At 63.9% G+C, this 18,039-nt stretch carries 18 protein-coding genes; 8 read left to right on the top strand and 10 right to left on the bottom strand.

What is annotated here, in order from left to right; translation table 11 throughout:
* Nucleotides 1-19: 19 nt before the first annotated feature.
* The 3 genes from BW992_RS11040 to BW992_RS11030 form a co-directional block, all read right to left on the bottom strand.
* Complete coding sequence (locus BW992_RS11040; protein WP_072395948.1) at nt 20-613, bottom strand: HAD family hydrolase; 594 nt, start codon at nt 611-613, stop codon at nt 20-22.
* Nucleotides 610-1,479: an acyl-CoA thioesterase II gene (gene tesB, locus BW992_RS11035; protein ID WP_072395946.1), complete on the bottom strand. Its 870-nt coding sequence runs from the start codon at nt 1,477-1,479 to the stop codon at nt 610-612. Before tesB ends, BW992_RS11040 begins: the two co-directional genes overlap by 4 nt.
* 103 nt (nt 1,480-1,582) lie before the next feature.
* Nucleotides 1,583-2,152, bottom strand: a complete 570-nt coding sequence (locus tag BW992_RS11030; protein ID WP_072395944.1) for a GNAT family N-acetyltransferase — start codon at nt 2,150-2,152, stop codon at nt 1,583-1,585.
* 73 nt (nt 2,153-2,225) lie between these two features.
* Here BW992_RS11030 and BW992_RS11025 point away from each other — a divergent pair, with 73 nt between their 5' ends.
* On the top strand, nt 2,226-3,146 hold the full coding sequence (locus BW992_RS11025; protein WP_072395942.1) for a histone deacetylase family protein: 921 nt from the start codon (nt 2,226-2,228) through the stop codon (nt 3,144-3,146).
* Nucleotides 3,147-3,349: 203 nt separating this feature from the next.
* Complete coding sequence (locus BW992_RS11020) at nt 3,350-4,591, top strand: TIGR03862 family flavoprotein (RefSeq protein ID WP_076406224.1); 1,242 nt, start codon at nt 3,350-3,352, stop codon at nt 4,589-4,591.
* 108 nt (nt 4,592-4,699) lie between these two features.
* On the opposite strand, the gene BW992_RS11015 is transcribed toward BW992_RS11020, so the two are convergent.
* Nucleotides 4,700-6,037 carry a DEAD/DEAH box helicase gene (locus BW992_RS11015; RefSeq protein ID WP_076406222.1) on the bottom strand — a complete coding sequence of 446 codons (1,338 nt, stop codon included), beginning with the start codon at nt 6,035-6,037 and terminating at the stop codon, nt 4,700-4,702.
* A gap of 58 nt (nt 6,038-6,095) precedes the next feature.
* Nucleotides 6,096-6,989, bottom strand: coding sequence for a drug/metabolite exporter YedA (yedA, locus tag BW992_RS11010; protein WP_072395936.1), 894 nt, complete (start codon nt 6,987-6,989; stop codon nt 6,096-6,098).
* A gap of 161 nt (nt 6,990-7,150) precedes the next feature.
* Here yedA and BW992_RS11005 point away from each other — a divergent pair, with 161 nt between their 5' ends.
* The gene (locus tag BW992_RS11005; RefSeq protein ID WP_072431388.1) at nt 7,151-7,603 is read left to right on the top strand and encodes an Lrp/AsnC family transcriptional regulator; all 453 of its coding nucleotides are present in this window, start codon (nt 7,151-7,153) and stop codon (nt 7,601-7,603) included.
* 116 nt (nt 7,604-7,719) lie between these two features.
* Here BW992_RS11005 and BW992_RS11000 read toward each other — a convergent pair whose 3' ends face one another.
* The 3 genes from BW992_RS11000 to BW992_RS10990 all read right to left on the bottom strand — a co-directional run bounded on the left by BW992_RS11000 (nt 7,720) and on the right by BW992_RS10990 (nt 9,737).
* Complete coding sequence (locus BW992_RS11000; RefSeq protein WP_076406220.1) at nt 7,720-8,331, bottom strand: 3'-5' exonuclease; 612 nt, start codon at nt 8,329-8,331, stop codon at nt 7,720-7,722.
* Between the two features lie 22 nt (nt 8,332-8,353).
* The gene (locus tag BW992_RS10995; RefSeq protein WP_072395923.1) at nt 8,354-8,833 is read right to left on the bottom strand and encodes a LabA-like NYN domain-containing protein; all 480 of its coding nucleotides are present in this window, start codon (nt 8,831-8,833) and stop codon (nt 8,354-8,356) included.
* 139 nt (nt 8,834-8,972) lie between these two features.
* Nucleotides 8,973-9,737 carry a DUF2076 domain-containing protein gene (locus BW992_RS10990; RefSeq protein WP_076406218.1) on the bottom strand — a complete coding sequence of 255 codons (765 nt, stop codon included), beginning with the start codon at nt 9,735-9,737 and terminating at the stop codon, nt 8,973-8,975.
* A 178-nt stretch (nt 9,738-9,915) separates the two neighbouring features.
* On the opposite strand from BW992_RS10990, the gene BW992_RS10985 reads away from it, so the two are divergent.
* Nucleotides 9,916-10,578 (top strand): YciC family protein, encoded by a 663-nt coding sequence (locus BW992_RS10985; RefSeq protein ID WP_072431390.1) that lies wholly within the window; start codon nt 9,916-9,918, stop codon nt 10,576-10,578.
* Between the two features lie 88 nt (nt 10,579-10,666).
* Nucleotides 10,667-11,746: an endonuclease/exonuclease/phosphatase family protein gene (locus BW992_RS10980; protein WP_076406216.1), complete on the top strand. Its 1,080-nt coding sequence runs from the start codon at nt 10,667-10,669 to the stop codon at nt 11,744-11,746.
* 45 nt (nt 11,747-11,791) lie between these two features.
* Here BW992_RS10980 and hrpB read toward each other — a convergent pair whose 3' ends face one another.
* Complete coding sequence (gene hrpB, locus BW992_RS10975) at nt 11,792-14,308, bottom strand: ATP-dependent helicase HrpB (RefSeq protein WP_076406214.1); 2,517 nt, start codon at nt 14,306-14,308, stop codon at nt 11,792-11,794.
* Between the two features lie 254 nt (nt 14,309-14,562).
* On the opposite strand from hrpB, the gene BW992_RS10970 reads away from it, so the two are divergent.
* Both BW992_RS10970 and BW992_RS10965 read left to right on the top strand, forming a co-directional pair.
* Nucleotides 14,563-14,982, top strand: a complete 420-nt coding sequence (locus tag BW992_RS10970; protein ID WP_053151726.1) for a hypothetical protein — start codon at nt 14,563-14,565, stop codon at nt 14,980-14,982.
* A 28-nt stretch (nt 14,983-15,010) separates the two neighbouring features.
* Nucleotides 15,011-15,904, top strand: coding sequence for a cation diffusion facilitator family transporter (locus BW992_RS10965; protein ID WP_072395912.1), 894 nt, complete (start codon nt 15,011-15,013; stop codon nt 15,902-15,904).
* A 45-nt stretch (nt 15,905-15,949) separates the two neighbouring features.
* Here BW992_RS10965 and BW992_RS10960 read toward each other — a convergent pair whose 3' ends face one another.
* Entirely contained in the window at nt 15,950-16,918 is a 969-nt protein-coding gene (locus BW992_RS10960; RefSeq protein ID WP_076406212.1) for a DUF6515 family protein, read from the bottom strand.
* A gap of 412 nt (nt 16,919-17,330) precedes the next feature.
* Between BW992_RS10960 and BW992_RS10955 the strand changes: the two genes are divergently transcribed.
* On the top strand, nt 17,331-17,810 hold the full coding sequence (locus BW992_RS10955) for an Lrp/AsnC family transcriptional regulator (protein ID WP_072395908.1): 480 nt from the start codon (nt 17,331-17,333) through the stop codon (nt 17,808-17,810).
* Nucleotides 17,811-18,039 lie beyond the last annotated feature (229 nt).

Genomic DNA, 18,039 nt, shown 5'->3' with positions numbered 1-18,039 from the left:
CTCGAGGAGACCGCCCTCCTCAAGCCAAAAGCAGGCGCTGCAACTCGAAACAATCGCGCGCATGCCAGTCAGCCAACTCCGGCCAAGGATTGTCCGGCAGGTTCACCAGCACCGTCCGTGCGCCCGCAGCGCGGCCGCAGTCCAGGTCGAAGCGGTAATCGCCCACCATCACCATCGCCTCGGGCGCGACGCGCCAGGCCTCGGCCAGCTTCAACAGGCCACCGGGATGCGGCTTGGGCGGTGCCTCGTCACGCCCCAGCACGTCCTCCACGGCGAAACAGTCGGCCAGGCCGATGGCTTCGAGGGTCACATGGGCCAACTCCCGGGCATTGCGAGTCAGGATTCCCAGGCGATAGCCACGCCCGGCCAGTTCGCGCACCAGCTCGACCGCGCCGGGGGCGGGCCGCGAGCCCAGCGCCAGGTCTCGCTCGTGCTCCAGCAGCCAGGCATGCTTGGCCGCGGCTTCGTCCGCCGGCAACGCCGCCAGGTGCGTCAGGATGTCGTCCTCGGGAGGAATCGCCAGGGCCACGCGAATCGCCGCGAAATCATGCACCGCGACGGTCAGCGTGCCGTCCATGTCGAATACCCAGTGGCGCACATCGGCCAGGCTCATGCCCAGTCCTTGCGATGACGGATCAGGCCTTCCTGGGTCACCGAGGCCACCAGCTGCCCGGCGCGGTTGAACACGCTGCCGCGGGAGAACCCGCGGGAATTACCGGCCCAGGGGCTATCCATGGCATAGAGCAGCCAGTCGTCGGCGCGCAGATCGGCATGGAACCAGAGAGCGTGATCGAGGCTGGCGACCTGCATATCCTTCTGCCACACCGACCGGCCATGGGGCAGCATCGAGGTGGTCAGCAAACCGAAATCCGAGGCATAGGCCAGCAGGTACTTGTGCAGGGCCGGCGAGTCCGCCAGGGCGCCATCGGCCCGGAACCACACGTATTTGATCGGATCGGCCGGTTGCGGGTTGTAGGGGTCTTTCTCGGTGACCGGGCGCACTTCGATCGGCTTGGGGCACAGCAGTTTTTCGCGCATGTGCTCGGGCAGCAGGTGCGCGCGCTGCTGGGTCAGTTCCAGTTCGGACGGCAGGTTTTCCGGCCCCACCACCTGGGGCATGGTGCTCTGGTGTTCGAAGCCCTGCTCGTCGTACTGGAACGAGGCGCTGCAGGTGAATATGGGATTGCCCTTCTGGATCGCCGTGACCCGACGGGTACTGAAACTGCCGCCGTCACGCACCCGGTCCACCTGGTAGACCACAGGCAACGCCGCGTCGCCGGGGCGCAGGAAATAGCCATGCATCGAATGCACATGGCGCGCTTCTTCCACGGTCTGGCTGGCGGCCGAAAGCGACTGGCCCAGCACCTGGCCGCCGAACAACTGACGGAACCCCAGGTCCTGGCTACGACCGCGAAACAGGTTTTCTTCGATCGGTTCCAGGGTCAGCAGGTCGACCAGATCTTCCAACACGTGGCTCATTCAGACTTTCCTCACACAGCACATACCGCGCAGTCTGTGCTGCGGCGGTGGATCGATTGTTGGCCCGGGCCACTCTGGCGGGCATTGTAAACGTCCGTGTCGGCTAACCGTGCAGGGTTTCCAGCCACTGCTCGCGATTGATGCGATAAAGCACATGGTGACGCAATGGATGACCGACCGCGAGTTTTGGATGCTCGAAATCATCGGCCGGGTCATGGTGCATGCCGATGGCCTGCATGACTTTCTGCGACGGCAGGTTATCCACGGCGGTGAATGCCACCACCTCCTCCAGCTGTAACTGGTCGAACCCACATCGCAGCGCCGTCCAGGCCGCCTCACTGGCATAGCCCAGGCCCCAATGCTCCCGGGCCAGGCGCCAGCCGATCTCGATGGCGGGCGTGAAATGGGCGTCGAACCCGACCACGCCCAGGCCGGTAAACCCGATGAAGGCGCCGGTGTCCTTGCGCTCCAGGGCCCACAAGCCAAAGCCGTGCTCGGCGAAATGGCCCCGCACCCGGCCGATCAGCGCGGCGCTTTCCAGCCGACTCAGGGGCGCCGGAAAATAGCGCATCACTTGCGGGTCGGCGGACATGGCGGCGAATTCCGGCAGGTCCTCGTCGCGCCATTGCCGCAACAACAGTCGCGGGCTTTCCAGTTCCAGTATCAGCTCCATCTTCACTCCCTTTCCATGCTCAGAGTCTACATCGCTGGTAGGATTCATTGCTCAATTGCCGCCGAAAACACCCATGTCACTGCCACTGATCTATCACGAAGACTACAGCCCCGAATTTCCGGCGGAACACCGTTTTCCCATGGACAAATTTCGCCTGTTGCGCGATCACCTGGTGGACAGCGGCCTGACCCGCGACGCGGACCTGTTGCGCCCGTCCCTGTGTCCGCCGCAGATCCTGGCCCTGGCCCATGACCGCGCCTATATCGAACGCTACATGGGGGGCGAGTTGTCTCGGGAAGACCAACGGCGGCTCGGCCTGCCCTGGAGCGAAGCCCTGGCCCGCCGCACGGTACGCGCCGTGGGCGGTTCGCTGCTGGCGGCCGAACAGGCTCTGGAACACGGACTGGCCTGTCATCTGGCCGGCGGCACCCACCACGCCCATTACGATCACCCGGCCGGCTTCTGCATTTTCAACGACCTGGCGGTCATCAGTCGTTATTTCCTGGCCAGCGGTCGCGTCTCGCGGGTACTGATCTTCGACTGCGATGTGCACCAGGGTGACGGAACGGCTCGAATACTCCATGACACGCCGGACGCGGTAACAGTTTCCTTGCACTGCGAAAAGAATTTTCCGGCCCGCAAGGCCCACAGCGACTGGGACATCCCGCTGCCGATGGGAATGGGAGATGCCGCGTACCTGAGCGTGGTGGACGACGCCCTCAATTATCTGCTGCCGCTCTACCAGCCGGACCTGGTGCTGTACGACGCCGGCGTCGATGTGCACAAGGACGATGCCCTCGGCTACCTGAAGCTGACCGACGAAGGCCTCGCCGCCCGTGACGAAAGCGTGATGCGCCACTGCCTGGGACGCGACATCCCGGTGGTCGGCGTGATCGGTGGCGGCTACAGCAAGGACCGCAAGGCCCTCGCCCGACGCCATGGCATCCTGCACCACAGCGCACAAAAGGTCTGGGTGTCATCAGGCTGTCATTGAATGCTGGGCGCGTTACCCACAATGCCTGTGGAGCGGCCTGTGGATAACCTGAGTGAAATGATCTACAGGCTATGTCGCCTGTAGCTTGCGCACGCCTGGCTACTTTTTGATCACGCCTCCCGAGAACACCCAGTACAAGCCCGCTCCCACAAGGGTCTGTGCTGATAGAATGCGCGGCTTATTCCCCAGCCTCACCAATCGCCATGACCCAAGCCCCCCAATCCGACACACCCAACATTGCCATCATCGGCGGTGGCCCCGCCGGCCTGATGGCGGCCGAGGTGTTGAGCCAGGCCGGCGTCCGGGTCGACCTGTACGACGGCATGCCCTCGGTGGGCAGGAAGTTCCTGCTAGCCGGTGTCGGCGGTATGAACATCACCCACTCGGAAGCTTTCCCGGCCTTTCTGTCCCGCTACGCCGAACGCGCGCCGAACCTTGCCCCCTTGCTGCGGGCCTTCGGGGCCGATGAGCTGTGCAGGTGGATCCACGGCCTGGGCATCGACACCTTCGTCGGCAGCTCGGGCCGTGTGTTTCCCACCGACATGAAGGCTGCCCCCCTGTTGCGCGCCTGGCTCAAGCGCCTGCGCGATGCCGGGGTGATGATTCATACCCGCCATCGCTGGCTGGGCTGGAACCCCGACGGCAGCCTGCGCGTAACCGCCCCGGACGGCGAAAAGACCCTCTTGCCCGATGCGACACTGCTGGCGTTGGGCGGTGGCAGTTGGTCGCGCCTGGGCTCCGATGGCGCCTGGATGCTGCCCCTGGAACAGCGCGGTGTCACCCTTGCGCCACTGCAACCGAGCAATTGCGGATTCGACGTGCAGGCCTGGAGCGATCTGATGATCAGCAAATTCGCCGGCGCTCCGCTGAAAAACATCGCCATCGGTTTGAACGACGATCTACCGCGCCTCGGCGAATGCGTGATCACCGCCACCGGCATCGAAGGCAGCCTGATCTATGCCCTGTCGGCACCGATTCGCGAAGCGATCAACCAACACGGCAGCGCGACCCTTCATCTGGACCTGTTGCCGGGCCGACCTGTGGATAAGATCCAGCAGGCCCTGAGCAAACCTCGCGGTTCACGCTCGATGGCCAAGCACTTGCACAGTCAGTTGGGGATCGACGGGCTCAAGGCCGCGCTGTTGCGCGAACTTACGCCCGCCGAATGCTTCGCTGACCCGGCACGCCTGGCCCAGGCCATCAAGGCTCTGCCCGTCACCCTGGTAAAACCCCGTCCACTGGACGAGGCCATCAGCAGTGCCGGTGGCGTGGCATTCGAAGCCCTGGACGAACGCCTGATGCTCAAGCGGATACCCGGTGTGTTCTGCGCCGGGGAAATGCTCGACTGGGAAGCGCCGACCGGCGGCTACTTGCTGACGGCCTGTTTTGCCAGCGGCCGGGCAGCGGGGTTGGGGATATTGGAGTGGCTACAGCGCAAGAATTGATACCGCGACGCGCCCATCGCGAACAGGCTCGCTCCCACAGTTCGACGGCGTATGCGATCCCTGTGGGAGCGAGCCTGCTCGCGATAGCGATCTACCAGACAAAGCACATCAAGGCTTGCGCTTACGCGGCCCGGTATTGAACACCGGCACTTTTCGCACTGGCTTGATCGACGGCTCCACAGGCGCCGAGTCGCCGCTGTCGACCCACTTGCCCAGGTTGCGCTTGCCACCGCCGCCCGAGGCCTTCGGTTTCTTCGGCTTTTTCGGCTTCTTGATGACCTGGCCACTGGCATCGGTATCCGGCACCCGGTGCTCAGGCTCGAAATCCGGCTCCATCCGGCGCGACAAGGCCTGGCGTGTCAGCATCTCGATGGCCGACAACAGATTCACCTCATCGGCGCACACCAGGGAAATCGCTTCCCCGGTGGAGCCCGCCCGGCCGGTACGGCCGATACGGTGGATGTAGTCCTCGGCAACGATGGGCAGGTCGAAGTTCACCACCAGCGGCAGGTCTTCGATATCCAGTCCACGGGCCGCCACGTCCGTGGCCACCAGGATCTGGATCTCGCCCAGCTTGAAACGGTCCAGCGCCCGTTGCCGGGTAGCCTGGGGCTTGTCGCCGTGGATGCCATCGGCGTTGACGCCCAGGCCCTGGAGTTTCTCCACCAACGCATCGACCCCGTTGCGGGTCTTGGCGAACACCAGCACCTGTTTCCACTTGTTCTTGCGCATCAGGTGCACGAACAGTTCCGGCTTGCGCTTCTTGTCCACCGTCACCACCCATTGCTTGACGGTATTGGCGGCCACGTTGCGCGGACTGACTTCGATGCTCAGCGGATCGTTGAGCATCTGCCCGGCCAGCAGGCGGATCGCATCGGAGAACGTGGCCGAGAACAGCAGCGTCTGGCGCTTTTTCGGCAATGCCTTGTAGATATTTGCCAGTTCCTCGGAAAACCCCAGGTCCAGCATGCGATCGGCCTCGTCCAGCACCAGGGTCTGCAACTGGTTGAACTTCAGCGCGTTCTGCCGGAACAGGTCGAGCAGGCGACCCGGCGTGGCGACCAGCAGGTCGACGCCCCGGCGCAGCTTCATCATCTGCGGGTTGATGCTCACGCCGCCGTACACCGCGTAGGTGCTCAGCGGCAGGTGCTGGGCGTACTGGCGAACGCTTTCGTGAACCTGCTCGGCCAATTCACGGGTCGGCACCAGGATCAGTGCGCGCACGGAATTGGAAGCGACTTTCGGCCCCTCAGTGGTCAGCAACTGCAACAAGGGCACTGCGAACCCGGCAGTCTTGCCGGTGCCGGTCTGGGCCGCGGCCATCAGGTCGCGTCCGGCCAGCACGGCCGGCATGGCCTGGGCCTGCACCGGGGTCGGGGTCTGGTAACCGAGCGTCTCGAGGGCGCGCAGCAAGGGTTCGATCAGGCCAAGGGTGGCGAAAGTCATGGAAGTACCGTAGGAAAAATCAGCGCAAGGTGTGCAATGCGCGGCAGTTTACCTCAAATCAGGCTGCTGGCTTGGGCTTGCGCCACTGGGGAAGCCCAATCAACACCACGGCACTGATGATCACCAGCATCGCCACGGTCTCTTCGATGCCAATGCTTTCACCGGCAAACACGATTCCCAGCAGCACCGCCACCGCCGGGTTGACGTAGGCATAACTGGTGGCCGCCGCCGGACGCACGTGCTTGAGCAGATACATGTAGGCATTGAAGGCGATGATCGAGCCGAAACAGGTCAGGTACGCCAGGGCGAACCAGCCTTCCAGGGGAGGCATGCGGTCCAGGTGTTCGCCACTGGCGACACTGCCGATCAACAGCACCACGCCGCCCACCAGCATCTCCACGGCACTGGCCATTGCCCCTGCCGGCAGTGGCAGGTGCTTGCTCAGCACCGAGCCGAAAGCCCAGGATGCTGCCGCGAATACCAGTAACGTCGCGCCCAGGGGACTCGATTGCAGGTTGGACCCCAGGTTGAGCATCGCGATGCCGATCAGCCCCAGCACAATCCCCGCCCACTCCAGACGCGTATTACGAGCGCCCCAGAAATAGCCGCAGAGCAAGGTAAACAGCGGCACCGTCGCCACGGCCAACGCCGCTACACCAGAGGCCACGCCGGTATGTTCCGCGACGCTCACCGCGCCGTTGCCGAAGCTCAGCAACAGCACACCGATGATGGCCCCCGCCTTCCATTGCGCCCAGGTCGGCGCCGGCGCACCGCGCCAACGCAAGAAGCCGTACATCATTGACCCGGCAAGCACGAAGCGAATCCCGGCCAGCAGCAATGGCGGCCAGTGCTCGACGCCGATGCGAATCACCAGGTAGGTAGAACCCCAGATGACGTACAAGGCGAAGAAGGCTGCGATCAACGGCAGGGAAAAACGGCGTGTGCCAGGCATGGAGAGCTCGAAGTCAGGACAATGAGAGCCGCTATTCTAAAAAGGCGATGGACGGAAAATAAGCTACAAAACCTGTTTATCCAGGCCATACACTTTTCAAAGCAAGGAGATCGGCGCTATAAACCAGGCTTTCGAAAGCCACCCGAACTGGAAGCCGAACCGTGGATAAATACGACCGCATGCTCCTTGGCGCCTTGTTGGAAAACGGTCGTGCGTCCTACGCCGAACTGGCCCGCAAAGTGAACCTGTCAGCCCCGGCCGTGGCCGAACGGGTCAGCAAACTGGAGGCCAGCGGCGTGATCACCGGCTACCAGGCCAAGGTGGACATGGCCAAGATCGGCCTGCCGGTGCAATGCGTCATCGAACTGCGCATGAACCAGCACGGCAAGCAATCGACCTACGACGAGCTGTGCAAGATCCCACAACTGACCGAATGCCACCGGGTGACCGGCGATCCATGCGTCATCATGCAAGCGGCGGTCGGCTCCATGCCGGAACTGGAAGAGCTGATCAACCGTATCGCCAAGTTCGGCTTCAGCAAGACTTCGATCGTGCTGTCCAGTGCCATTGAAAAGCGCGTGCCGTTGGGGCACCTGGAAGGCAATGGGAAATGACACTGATCAACTGTGGAGCGAGCTTGCTCGCGATGGCGGAGTGTCAGTTACAGAGAAGCTGACTGATCCGACGCTATCGCGAGCAAGCTCGCTCCCACAGTTGTCCGGCGGTGTGCCTAAAAGCCGCGATGGCGCTTGAGATGATCGTTGATCTTCGCCGCCGGCACTTTCTGCAAGCTGCACAGCAAATCATGGGACAACTCCCGCAACCCATGCTTTTGCCGCAACTCCGAGGCCAGGTGCGCGGTGAGGTTGGCGGCCATTTCGGCGTCGGCCATGGCCCGGTGGGCCTGGCCGGTATGGGGCAGGCCGGCGAAGGCGTTGAGCGTACCCAGCTTGTGGTTCGGCGCCGTCGGCATCAGGCGCCGGGCCAGCAACAGCGAACAGGCGAAGTTCTGCAGGCGGGTGCGTTTGATCCGCCCCAATTCGAAATCCCAGAATTTCTGGTCGAACGCGGCGTTATGGGCCAGCAGCGGCGTGATGCCGACGAACTCGTTGACCTCGTTCATCACCCGCTCGGCCGGCGGCGCGCTGCGCAGCATGGCATTGCTGATGCCGGTCAGTTGTTCGATGAACGCGGGCACCCGCACACCGGCATTCATCAGGCTCTGGTAGCGGTCGACGATGCGGCCCTGTTCGAGAATCACCACGGCGATCTCGGTGGCCCGGCAACTGCTGCTGGGGGTGATACCGGTGGTTTCAAAGTCGATGACTGCGATGCGTTCCAAACCCGTGTGAACTCCGTAACGATCAATTCTTGAGCAGCAACGCGCCTTCGATGGGCACGTAGCGACTGGCGGCGCGGATCAACGAGTTGGCCGTCAACCCCGGTACGCCATAGGCCACGGCCTGGACGCCGTGCTTGCGGATGATGCGTTCGAGCAGCATGTCGAAATCGCCGTCACCGGAAGCCAGCACCACTTCGTCGACGTGGTCGGCGGCGTCCATGATGTCGAGCGTGATGCCCACGTCCCAGTCGCCCTTGGCCGAACCATCGCTGCGCTGGATGTAGGGCTTGAGTTTCACGGTGAACCCCAGGTTGCGCAGGATCTGCTGGAATTGCTGCTGCTTGCTGTCACCGCGGTCGATGGCATAGGCATAGGCCTCGACGATCTGACCTTGCCTGCTGACATCGGCCCACAAGGCCGCATAGTTGAAATGGCAGCCATAGGCCTGGCGGACGGTGTAATAGAGGTTCTGGACATCGGCGAACACAGCGATTTTTTTCACCGCGGATCCTCTTGAATGCACAAGCGCGCAGGCTCTGGGTCAGGCCACCAGGCCCGAAAGGCGCCCAGTATGCCAGCCCCGGGGATCGTTCCGCGAATAATCGGTCCGAGGTGCCTGGCACCCCGGACGAATGGCGGGCTCAGACGAAGGAATCGTCGTCGCCGAAGAAAGACGAATCGTCGCTGTAGTCCGCGTCGCTGAAACCGTCCTGGTCACTGCCCCAGCTCTGGTTGTCGGCGACGCGCTGCTCGTCGCCCCAGCCGCTGTCGCCGCCACCGGTGTCATTGACCGGCTGGGCCGGCTCTTGCTGGAGAATCTCGACGATTTCCTGAGGCTGCTGGCTGTTATGGAAAAGGCTGCTGATGCCCTGTGCCAACATCACGCCACCGGCCACGCCCGCCGCGGTTTTCAGGGCGCCGCCCAGGAAGCTGCTCGTCGCCGGGGCCTGCTGCTGCGGCGCGCCGTAGCCAGCCGCAGGCGTGCCGAAGCCCTGTTGGGCCGGGGCGCTATTGAAGGACGGGCGCGCAGGTTCGCGCCAGCCGCCGGAAGCCGGAGCGACCGGAGCCGGAGCCGGAGCCGGCCGGGAATCGCGGTTGCCGCCGAAAATGCTCGAGAGAAAGCCACCACCGCCGCTGGGCGCCGCGCCCTGGTTGCGGGCATTTTGCAGGTCGGCCTGCAATTGTTCCACCTGCTGGGCGAGCTGCCGATTCTGTTCGTCGAGGCGCTTGATCGCCGCCTCCTGCACCAGGATCGCCTGGGCCATGAAATAGCCCGCCGCCGGCTGGTTGACCATATGCTCCTTGATCCGCGCCTCGGCCTGGGCATCGCGCGGGGCTGAGTCCTTTTCGGCCTGTTGCAGCCGTGAAAACAGTCCATCGATCAGGGTTTGTTCTTCGCTGTTCATGGCGACCTCATCAGATTGCCGGGTAAAAAACCATGCCGGTCCCGCAGGACCGCTGCCAGCCAGTAATGGGGCTCGCCGGGAAGGTTTCAATGCTCTTTACCAGATGTTTACGTTTGCTTGTGCGGTGGCTTGATCGGTTAAAGTGTCAGACCGCTTTGTTGAACTGCGATACCGACCCATGAATCCGTTAGACGTGCTGCGCGACTCCCTGTATTTCTTCAAGCGCCATCTGGGCCGGATTGCCGGCTTGTGCCTGCCCCTGGTGATACTCGAAGCCGTGCTGCAGCAAGGCGTGGACAGCGCCGTCGGTCCCGACGGATTTCCTGGCTACAGCCTGATCGTCGGGCTGCTGGTATATCCGCTGTACACCGCTGCACTGATCCTGTTTCTCGATGCACGCAGCCGCGGCGAATCGCCCCGCGCCCGTGACCTCCTGGCCGCCGCCCTCACCCTGTGGCCACGCTTCGCCGTGCTGACAGCCCTCAACACGCTGCTGATCCTGCTGGGTATCTCGCTGTACCTGCTGCCGGGCCTGTGGCTGATGGTGACGCTGGCATTCAGCGAATACCTGCTGGTGCTCAGGGGCCTGGCGCCCCTGGCGGCGATGAAGCAAAGCCTGCGCATGAGCCGCGGTCGCTTCTGGCGGATCCTGTTGTGCATTCTTGGCGTGATGGGCCCGCTGTGGCTGCTCAAGGGGGCCAGCGTCTCGGTGTATCCGCCACCGCAGAACCCCTGGGTCACCTTGCTGATCGACAGCGTCCATAGCTTCCTGCAGCTGTTCACCAGTGTGGTGCTGTTCCGGATGTTCATGCTGATCGAAGAAAAAACCGACAACTCGTGACAGGTGCCATGCAGGTATCGGGGTTGGGCCTGGGAAGCGCTCTCGGTTATGCTCGGGATCACTTTTGCGTACCGCCCAAAGCCGAGCCATGACCCGTTTACTGCGCTACACCCTGCTGGGCCTGCTGTCGATCCTCTGCCTGGCCGCCCTGTCGATCTACAGCCTGACCTGGCGTCCGCAGGACCGGGAAACCCTGCCGGTCAGCTGCACTGCCAATGCGGCGCCGCTGATGCCCGGCCAGGCCTTGAAGGTGATGACCTGGAACGTCCAGTTCCTGGCGGGCAAACGCTATGTGTTCTGGAACGACCTGGCCCGGGGCGACGATGAAAGCCCGACCCTGGAAGACATGGCCTTCAGCCTCGATGAAGTGGCACGTGTCATCCGCGACGAGCAGCCGGACATTGTCCTGCTCCAGGAGCTGGACAACGGCGCCAAGGCCAGCGACTACCAGAACCAGTTCAAGTTGCTGCAAGAGCGGCTCGCCGATCTCTATCCATGCAGCACCAGCGCCTTCGACTGGAAAGCCGACTTCATCCCCAACCCGCGGATCTTCGGCAGCGTCGGCCGGCAACTGGCGACGCTCAGTCGCTACCGCATCGACCACGCCGAACGGGTGCAACTGCCCGTTGCCAACGCCAATGTCGTCAGCCGCCAGTTCCAACCCAAAAATGCCTTGCTCATGAGCTACCTGCCACTCAACGGTGGCGGTCAGTTGGCAGTGCTCAACACCCATCTGGAACGGGCTGACGAGTCGGATGAAACCCTGCCCAAGCAGGTCGCGGCCGTGGCCAGGGCCCTGGACAGGCTCGAATCGGCAGGCACGCCCTGGATGATCGGCGGCGACTTCAACCTCCTGCCCCTGGGCCAGTACCTGCGCCTGCCGGTCGAACAACGCACGCCCTATTCCGCAGACAGCTCGCTGCATCTGCTATGGGACAAATACCCGATGATTCCCACCAACAACGAGGCCAGCGGCATCGACCGCAAGCACTGGCTGACCCACTATCCGAACGACCCCGGCCTCAACGGCCCCGACCGCACCGTCGACTACCTGTTCTACAGCCCGCAGATCAAGCGGGTCGCAGCCAGGGTGCGGCAGGACGATACCTTGCGCATTTCCGACCATCTGCCGGTGATTGCACGGTTCCTGCTGCCGGCATCGCCTTGACCCAGGCCGCATCGCCGCCACAACTGGACCTGCGCCGGGGTCAGCTCACTTGCGCGGCTTGACCCGTGCCGTTGCTTCGGCCACCAACGGATCATCCGGCCAGTAATGCTTGGGGTAGCGCCCCTTCAAGTCCTTCTTCACTTCGACATAGGTGCTGCGCCAGAAGTTGGCCAGGTCCTGGGTCACCTGCACCGGCCGCCGTGCCGGCGACAGCAGGTGCAGCTTGACCACCTGGCGTCCGCCGGCGATGCGCGGGGTATCGGCCAGGCCGAAGAGCTCCTGCAAGCGCACCGCCAGGATGGGTGGATGCTCACTGTAGTCCAGGCGAATCGACGAGCCCGAGGGCACGCTCAAGTGATGGGGAGCCTGCTCGTCCAGGCGCTGCGGCAATGGCCAGGGCAGCAGGTTGTGAACGATGCTGGACAAATCCAGGTTGGCGAAATGACTGAGGCGCGAGACTCGCCCCAGATAGGGCATCAACCAGTGTTCGAGGCTGTCCAGCAACGCCCGGTCGCTGACATCGGGCCATTCGCTTTCGCCCTTGGCGTCCAGGTCGAGCCGACGCAGCAGCGCAACCCGCGCCTGCCATTGTCGCAGCTCCGGGGTCCAGGGCAGCAGCTCCAGGCCCTTGCGCCGAACCAGGTTCACCAGCGCCTGGCTGCGCGCCGATTCGTCCAGGCCGGTCAGCGGTTCGCGGCTGAGGACCAGCTCACCGACCTTGCGCTGGCGCTCGGCCCGCAACACGCCTTCGCGTTCATCCCAGTCCAGTTGATCCACCGTGCGAACCTGCTCGGCCAGCACCGAATCGAACAGCGTCGGGTCGAAATCCGTCGCCAGATAGATGCGCTCCTCCCGCTGGCCCTGGCGGCTGCCGAGGTCGGCGATCACCAGCCACGGTTGCTTCATCAGGCTGTCAGCCTCGGCAAACAGCGCGGCACGGCCGTTGGCCAGGCGATATTCCGCACCACCGGGCCGCCGCTGCTGGGCGACGCGATCCGGATAGGCCAACGCCAGCAGCGCACCGAGCCAGCGCGGATGATCGGGGTCGGCTACGGCCTCTTCGGCCTTGCCCCGCAGATAGCCGCGATATTGCCGGGCCAGTTGCCGCGCCCGTTGCACCCCGCCCTGGGCGCCGCGTGCCGCACGCTCTTCGCCGGACAACAGGGCCAGGCGACTGTGCAGGTCGGCGCCGGCGCCCCGGAGAATGTCTCGCTCACCCAACAGCGCCGCGACGTTGCACGCCATCTCCGCCAGCCCCAAGGCCTGGCCGCGCAGCAGCAGATGGGCAATGCGTGGATGGGCCGGCAACTCGGCCATGGCCTGGCCATGGCGCGTCAGTTGCTCGCCTTCCAGGGCGCCCAGGCGTTGCAGCAGGTCCTGGGCCTGGGCGTATGCGGCGGCAGGCGGGACGTCGAGCCAGACCAGCTGTTGCGGCGCCACGCCCCAGCGTCCCAATTGCAAGGCCAGCCCGGCCAGATCCGCCGAAAGAATCTCGGCGCTGCCGTAGGCCGCCAGTTGTTCGTGCTGGTCCTCGGACCACAAGCGGTAGCACACCCCCGGCTCCAGCCGCCCGGCGCGACCGGCCCGCTGGGTGGCGCTGGCCCGGGAGATACGCTGGGTGTCGAGGCGGGTCATGCCGCTGCCCGGGTCGAAACGTGGCACTCGGGCCAGTCCGGCATCGATCACCACCCGCACGCCGTCGATGGTCAGGCTGGTTTCCGCGATATTGGTGGCCAGCACCACTTTGCGTCGGCCCGCTGGCGCGGGGTCGATGGCGGCGCGCTGGGCCGCCAGGTCCAATTCGCCATGCAGCGGGCACAGCAGCACATCGCCGCTCTCGCCCAAGGCATCGGCCAATTGCTGATGGACGCGGCGGATCTCCGCTTGCCCAGGCAAAAACACCAGCACGCTGCCCGTTTCATCGTGCAGGGCTTGCAGCACTGTCTGCACCAGCCGCGGCTCGATGAATTCGCCGGGCTGGAACGGACGGCCCCAACGCACCGTCACGGGAAACATCCGCCCCTGGCTGCGCAGGATCGGCGCGCTATCCAGCAGCCCGGCCAGGCGCTCGCCTTCGAGGGTGGCGGACATCAGCAGGATCTTCAGCGGCTGCTCTTCGCGAAACAGCTCCCGGCCGTTGAGGCTCAAGGCCAGGGCCAGGTCGGCATCGAGGCTGCGTTCATGAAACTCATCGAAAATCAGCAAGCCCACGCCTTCCAGCGCCGGATCGTCCTGCAGGCGGCGGGTGAGGATGCCTTCGGTGACCACTTCGATACGGGTTTTCGGGCCTACCTTGCTGTCCAGGCGAATCCGGTAGCCCACCGTTTCACCGACCTTTTCCCCCAGTTCGCTGGCCAGCCGCTCGGCCGCCGCCCGGGCCGCCAGGCGCCGGGGTTCGAGCATCAGGATGGTCTGTCCGGCCAGCCAGGGCTCGTTCAGCAAGGCCAGGGGAACGCGGGTGGTTTTACCGGCACCGGGCGGTGCTTCGAGCACGGCTTCGTGGCGCGATGCCAAGGCTTGGCGCAGGGCGGGTAAAACTTCATCAATCGGCAAAAAAATCATGCGGGTGGCCTGTACGGTTAATTCAAGTGCTCAACTTCGAGTGCCAAGGCTTGTCAGGCAAGGCGCATGACGACTCGTAGCCCGCTACGGCGAGGATTGGCAACGCAGCCTGGCAAGTTCTGGCGCCGAAGTTGAGTGCACAAATTAGCCACACAGGCCACTAGCTCCAGAACGGAGGGCCGAGTATAACGGCGAACTGTTTCGCGTGGTCTGGACTCCAACCAGCAACGCCTTTACCTGCTCGGGAGATTGTTATGCGTATGCCATTTCGCGTGATCGGCGGCGTCCTGGTCGCCACCCTGCTGACCCAGCTCAGTGCCTGCGGCTCGATCTTCTATCCCGATCGCCGTGGACAGATCGATGGCAAGATCGACCCGGCCATCGCCGCCCTCGATGCCGTCGGCCTGCTGTTCTACATTATTCCCGGCCTGATCGCGTTCGCCGTGGACTTTGCCACCGGCGCCATCTACTTCGAACCGGGCAAGAGCGCCCAGATCGCCCCGGAGAAACTCAAGCCGGCCATCAACGCCGACGGCAGTGTCGACAACCATAAGCTGCAAGCGATCCTGGAAAGCGAACTGGGCCGCAGCTTCCCGCTGGACGATCCACGGCTGATCCAGCACAAGGGCAGCGCCCAGCAACTGGCTGCCTTCGGCCTCAAGCCTGCCGCATGAAGGGCGCCGCCGAAGGAACGAGCGCGTCATGACTACCAGCACCGAGCATGCCCGTTTGCTGCGCCTGGCCACCCGCGCCTCGGTGGCCGTGGCGTTGATCCTGATCGTCGCCAAGGCCCTGGCCTGGTGGTTGAGCGGGTCGGTGAGCATGCTCGCCGGCCTGACCGACTCGGCGCTGGACGGTGTCACCTCACTGCTCAACCTGTTGGCGGTGCATTACGCCCTGCGCCCCGCCGACGACGACCACCGCTACGGGCACGGCAAGGCCGAGTCCCTGGCCGGCATGGCCCAGGCGCTGTTCATCGGGGGCAGTGCCGTGCTCATCGCGCTGCAGGCGTTCGAACGCATGAAAGCGCCGGTCCCGGTGGATGCGCCCTGGCTGAGTGTCGGTGTGATCGTGTTTTCGTTGGTGCTGACCCTGGCGCTGCTGGCGTTGCAGCATCGAGTCATCCGTGCCACTGGCTCCAACGCGGTGCGTGCCGACTCGCTGCATTACCGCTCCGACCTGTTGCTCAATGGCAGCATCCTGGTAGCACTGGTGCTGGCCGGGCTCGGCTGGTTCCAGGTCGATGCGTGGTTCGGCCTGGGCATCGCCGCGTACATTCTGTGGAGCGCCGTGCAGATCGCCCGGGAAAGCTTCGCGGTGCTGATGGACGAGGAACTGCCGCCCGATGTCAGCCAGCATATGCTGGAACTGGCTTGCGCCGTGCCGGGCGTGCTCGGTGCCCATGACCTGCGTACGCGAATCTCCGGCAACCACTGGTTCGTGCAGTTGCACCTGGAGTTACCAGGGGACCTGACCCTGTCCGTGGCCCATGGCCTCAGCGACCAGGCCGCCGACGCCATCCACCAGGCCTATCCGAAGGCAGAAGTGTTGGTCCATGCCGATCCGTCGGAAGTGGTGAAGCACACCAGCGCTTGATGCCGGACACAGAAGCAGGTGTCGACGCTGATTCGGTTGTGGGTATCAGTAAGTCACCTGATACCCACGGCTGCTCAAGCAACCACCCTGGGCCTGGCGATAGGTCTGTACCACTTCCGGTGCCGGCGGGTAGGTGTAGTTGCGCGGGTCGAAGCCGCTCTGCTGCACTGCCCAGCGATAGCACTCGTAGCCATCCTGGTTGACCTGTTCGGGGGACTGGCCGTTGGCCGGATAAGCCAACACGTCGAAACCGTTGCCTTGGGGCTGCGGCTGCGGGTTGGCCACCGGCGCGTCGACCACCACATAATCCCGGGTGTTGGCTTCATAGATGTAATAGGCCCCGGCAGCGAGGAAAAACAGCGAACTGCCGATCCACACTTCCCGGGCGTAATCGGGCAGATAACGGGTACGAATGCCTCGTGGCGGCTGCACCACGACGTAGCGCGGCCCCTGGGGTCGATACCAGTAGCCACCCGAATAGAAATAATCCTCGCCGCGATAGGGCACGCGATAGTGACGGTCCGGAAAACGGTCGATCACATACCCGGGACGATACTGCGGCCCTGGGCCCCAGCCGTTGCCATGCCCGTCCGGTCTACCGGCCCAGTGCGGATCGGGACGGCTGTCATGGCCAGGTCGCGACCCATTGGCCGGGTAACCCTCGCTGCGGCGCGGAATATCGCGGTAGTAACCCGGCTGCGGCTCCCGGGTCTGGGTCACGCTGTCGGGACGGCCCTGGATCGGCAGGTTGTTGCCGGGTTGCTGCTGCGGCGGGCGACCGTAGGCGTTGGGATCGTAAGGTGGACGAACGTCCTGCTGCCCACTGGGGTACTGCGGCTGGACCTCGAACTGCCGACTGTTATCGCCACGAATGATCTCGTTGCCTTGGGGCCGGGGCTGGCCTGGGTAACCCTGCGGGCCGCCACGATTCTGCTGATCGTCGGCCATTCCCTGCGCACTGACACTTGCCCACAACAGACCAACACCTGCCAAACGCCAGATGCGCGACTTCATGAAATTCCTCACACGGGTTCAGGGCCTGAACATGAGACTGGAAAAGCCCAGGCCGGTTCTGCACAGATTATCAGCCCCGGGGCTTATTTCGCAGGCATAAAAAAGGGAGGCCCGTCGGCCTCCCCTTGTGAATTTTGTCCGTGCTCGACGCTTTTGACGTCGGCTCACCTCACGCCGTCTTCTGGACAGTGTGCAGCTCGGGGGCCTGCCGGCACCGGTGGGTGCCGCGACCGCAGCCGGCCTGATTCGGCGGGCTGCACTGGACTGTTTGTCCGAGCAGTGATCTTGGTGATAAGGATAGGCTTCACGGGCCGACAGATGATTGCGAAGATTGCTGCTTTAAACATCACTTGCGCAATTTTTAACCCCAGAGAGATAATCTGCCGCAATTATCAAGATAAAGGCCCGACCGATGAGCAAACTCGACCGTTACGACCTGAGCATATTGGCGGAATTGCAGCGCGATGCGCGGATCTCCAACCAGGAACTGGCCGAGCGCATCGGTCTGTCGCCCTCCCCTTGCTCGCGACGAGTCAAGCAGCTGGAAGACGACGGTTATATTTCACGCCAGGTCGCCCTGCTCGATCGCAAGATGCTCGGCCTGAGCCTGACGGCCTATGTGCTGATCGGCATGGATCGCCACACGCCCGAGCGTTTCGAGAATTTCGAGGCGGCCATCCGCAACCTGCCGCAGGTCCTGGAATGCAGCCTGGTGACCGGCATGGACGCGGACTACCAGCTCAAGGTGGTGGTACCGGACATGGACCATTACCAAAAGCTGCTGCTGGGACACCTGACCCGGATCGACGGCGTGACCAGCGTGCGTTCGAGCTTCGTACTGAACCAGGTGCTCAACAGCACCGAGTTGCCGTTGACTCACCTGCGTAACTGAATATCCCCATGAAATCCTGAGCAAGCGATGGCGGTGGACCGGCCAAATCACTGACAGCGGTAATGCCGCCATCGCGAGCAAGCTCGCTCCCACAGGGGGGCCGGGCGCATGGATATTGCGCTTGTCATAAATCCAACGTGGGAGCGAGCTTGCTCGCGATCGCGTCAGCCCAGGCGATGAATAGCTGCGACACACCGCCGCAGGCCAATCCCCCGCGCTTGCACCATGC

The organism is Pseudomonas sp. 7SR1 (genome assembly GCF_900156465.1).
Classification (GTDB): domain Bacteria; phylum Pseudomonadota; class Gammaproteobacteria; order Pseudomonadales; family Pseudomonadaceae; genus Aquipseudomonas.
This window is presented reverse-complemented; position numbering and strand designations above follow the sequence as displayed.

Bases quoted from the DNA above. Each gene is read 5' to 3' on its own strand.
- BW992_RS11040 (WP_072395948.1), bottom strand. From the start codon at position 613: ATGAGCCTGGCCGATGTGCGCCACTGGGTATTCGACATGGACGGCACG.
- tesB (WP_072395946.1), bottom strand. From the start codon at position 1,479: ATGAGCCACGTGTTGGAAGATCTGGTCGACCTGCTGACCCTGGAACCG.
- BW992_RS11030 (WP_072395944.1), bottom strand. From the start codon at position 2,152: ATGGAGCTGATACTGGAACTGGAAAGCCCGCGACTGTTGTTGCGGCAA.
- BW992_RS11025 (WP_072395942.1), top strand. From the start codon at position 2,226: ATGTCACTGCCACTGATCTATCACGAAGACTACAGCCCCGAATTTCCG.
- BW992_RS11020 (WP_076406224.1), top strand. From the start codon at position 3,350: ATGACCCAAGCCCCCCAATCCGACACACCCAACATTGCCATCATCGGC.
- BW992_RS11015 (WP_076406222.1), bottom strand. From the start codon at position 6,037: ATGACTTTCGCCACCCTTGGCCTGATCGAACCCTTGCTGCGCGCCCTC.
- yedA (WP_072395936.1), bottom strand. From the start codon at position 6,989: ATGCCTGGCACACGCCGTTTTTCCCTGCCGTTGATCGCAGCCTTCTTC.
- BW992_RS10990 (WP_076406218.1), bottom strand. From the start codon at position 9,737: ATGAACAGCGAAGAACAAACCCTGATCGATGGACTGTTTTCACGGCTG.
- BW992_RS10985 (WP_072431390.1), top strand. From the start codon at position 9,916: ATGAATCCGTTAGACGTGCTGCGCGACTCCCTGTATTTCTTCAAGCGC.
- BW992_RS10980 (WP_076406216.1), top strand. From the start codon at position 10,667: ATGACCCGTTTACTGCGCTACACCCTGCTGGGCCTGCTGTCGATCCTC.
- hrpB (WP_076406214.1), bottom strand. From the start codon at position 14,308: ATGATTTTTTTGCCGATTGATGAAGTTTTACCCGCCCTGCGCCAAGCC.
- BW992_RS10970 (WP_053151726.1), top strand. From the start codon at position 14,563: ATGCGTATGCCATTTCGCGTGATCGGCGGCGTCCTGGTCGCCACCCTG.
- BW992_RS10965 (WP_072395912.1), top strand. From the start codon at position 15,011: ATGACTACCAGCACCGAGCATGCCCGTTTGCTGCGCCTGGCCACCCGC.
- BW992_RS10960 (WP_076406212.1), bottom strand. From the start codon at position 16,918: ATGAAGTCGCGCATCTGGCGTTTGGCAGGTGTTGGTCTGTTGTGGGCA.
- BW992_RS10955 (WP_072395908.1), top strand. From the start codon at position 17,331: ATGAGCAAACTCGACCGTTACGACCTGAGCATATTGGCGGAATTGCAG.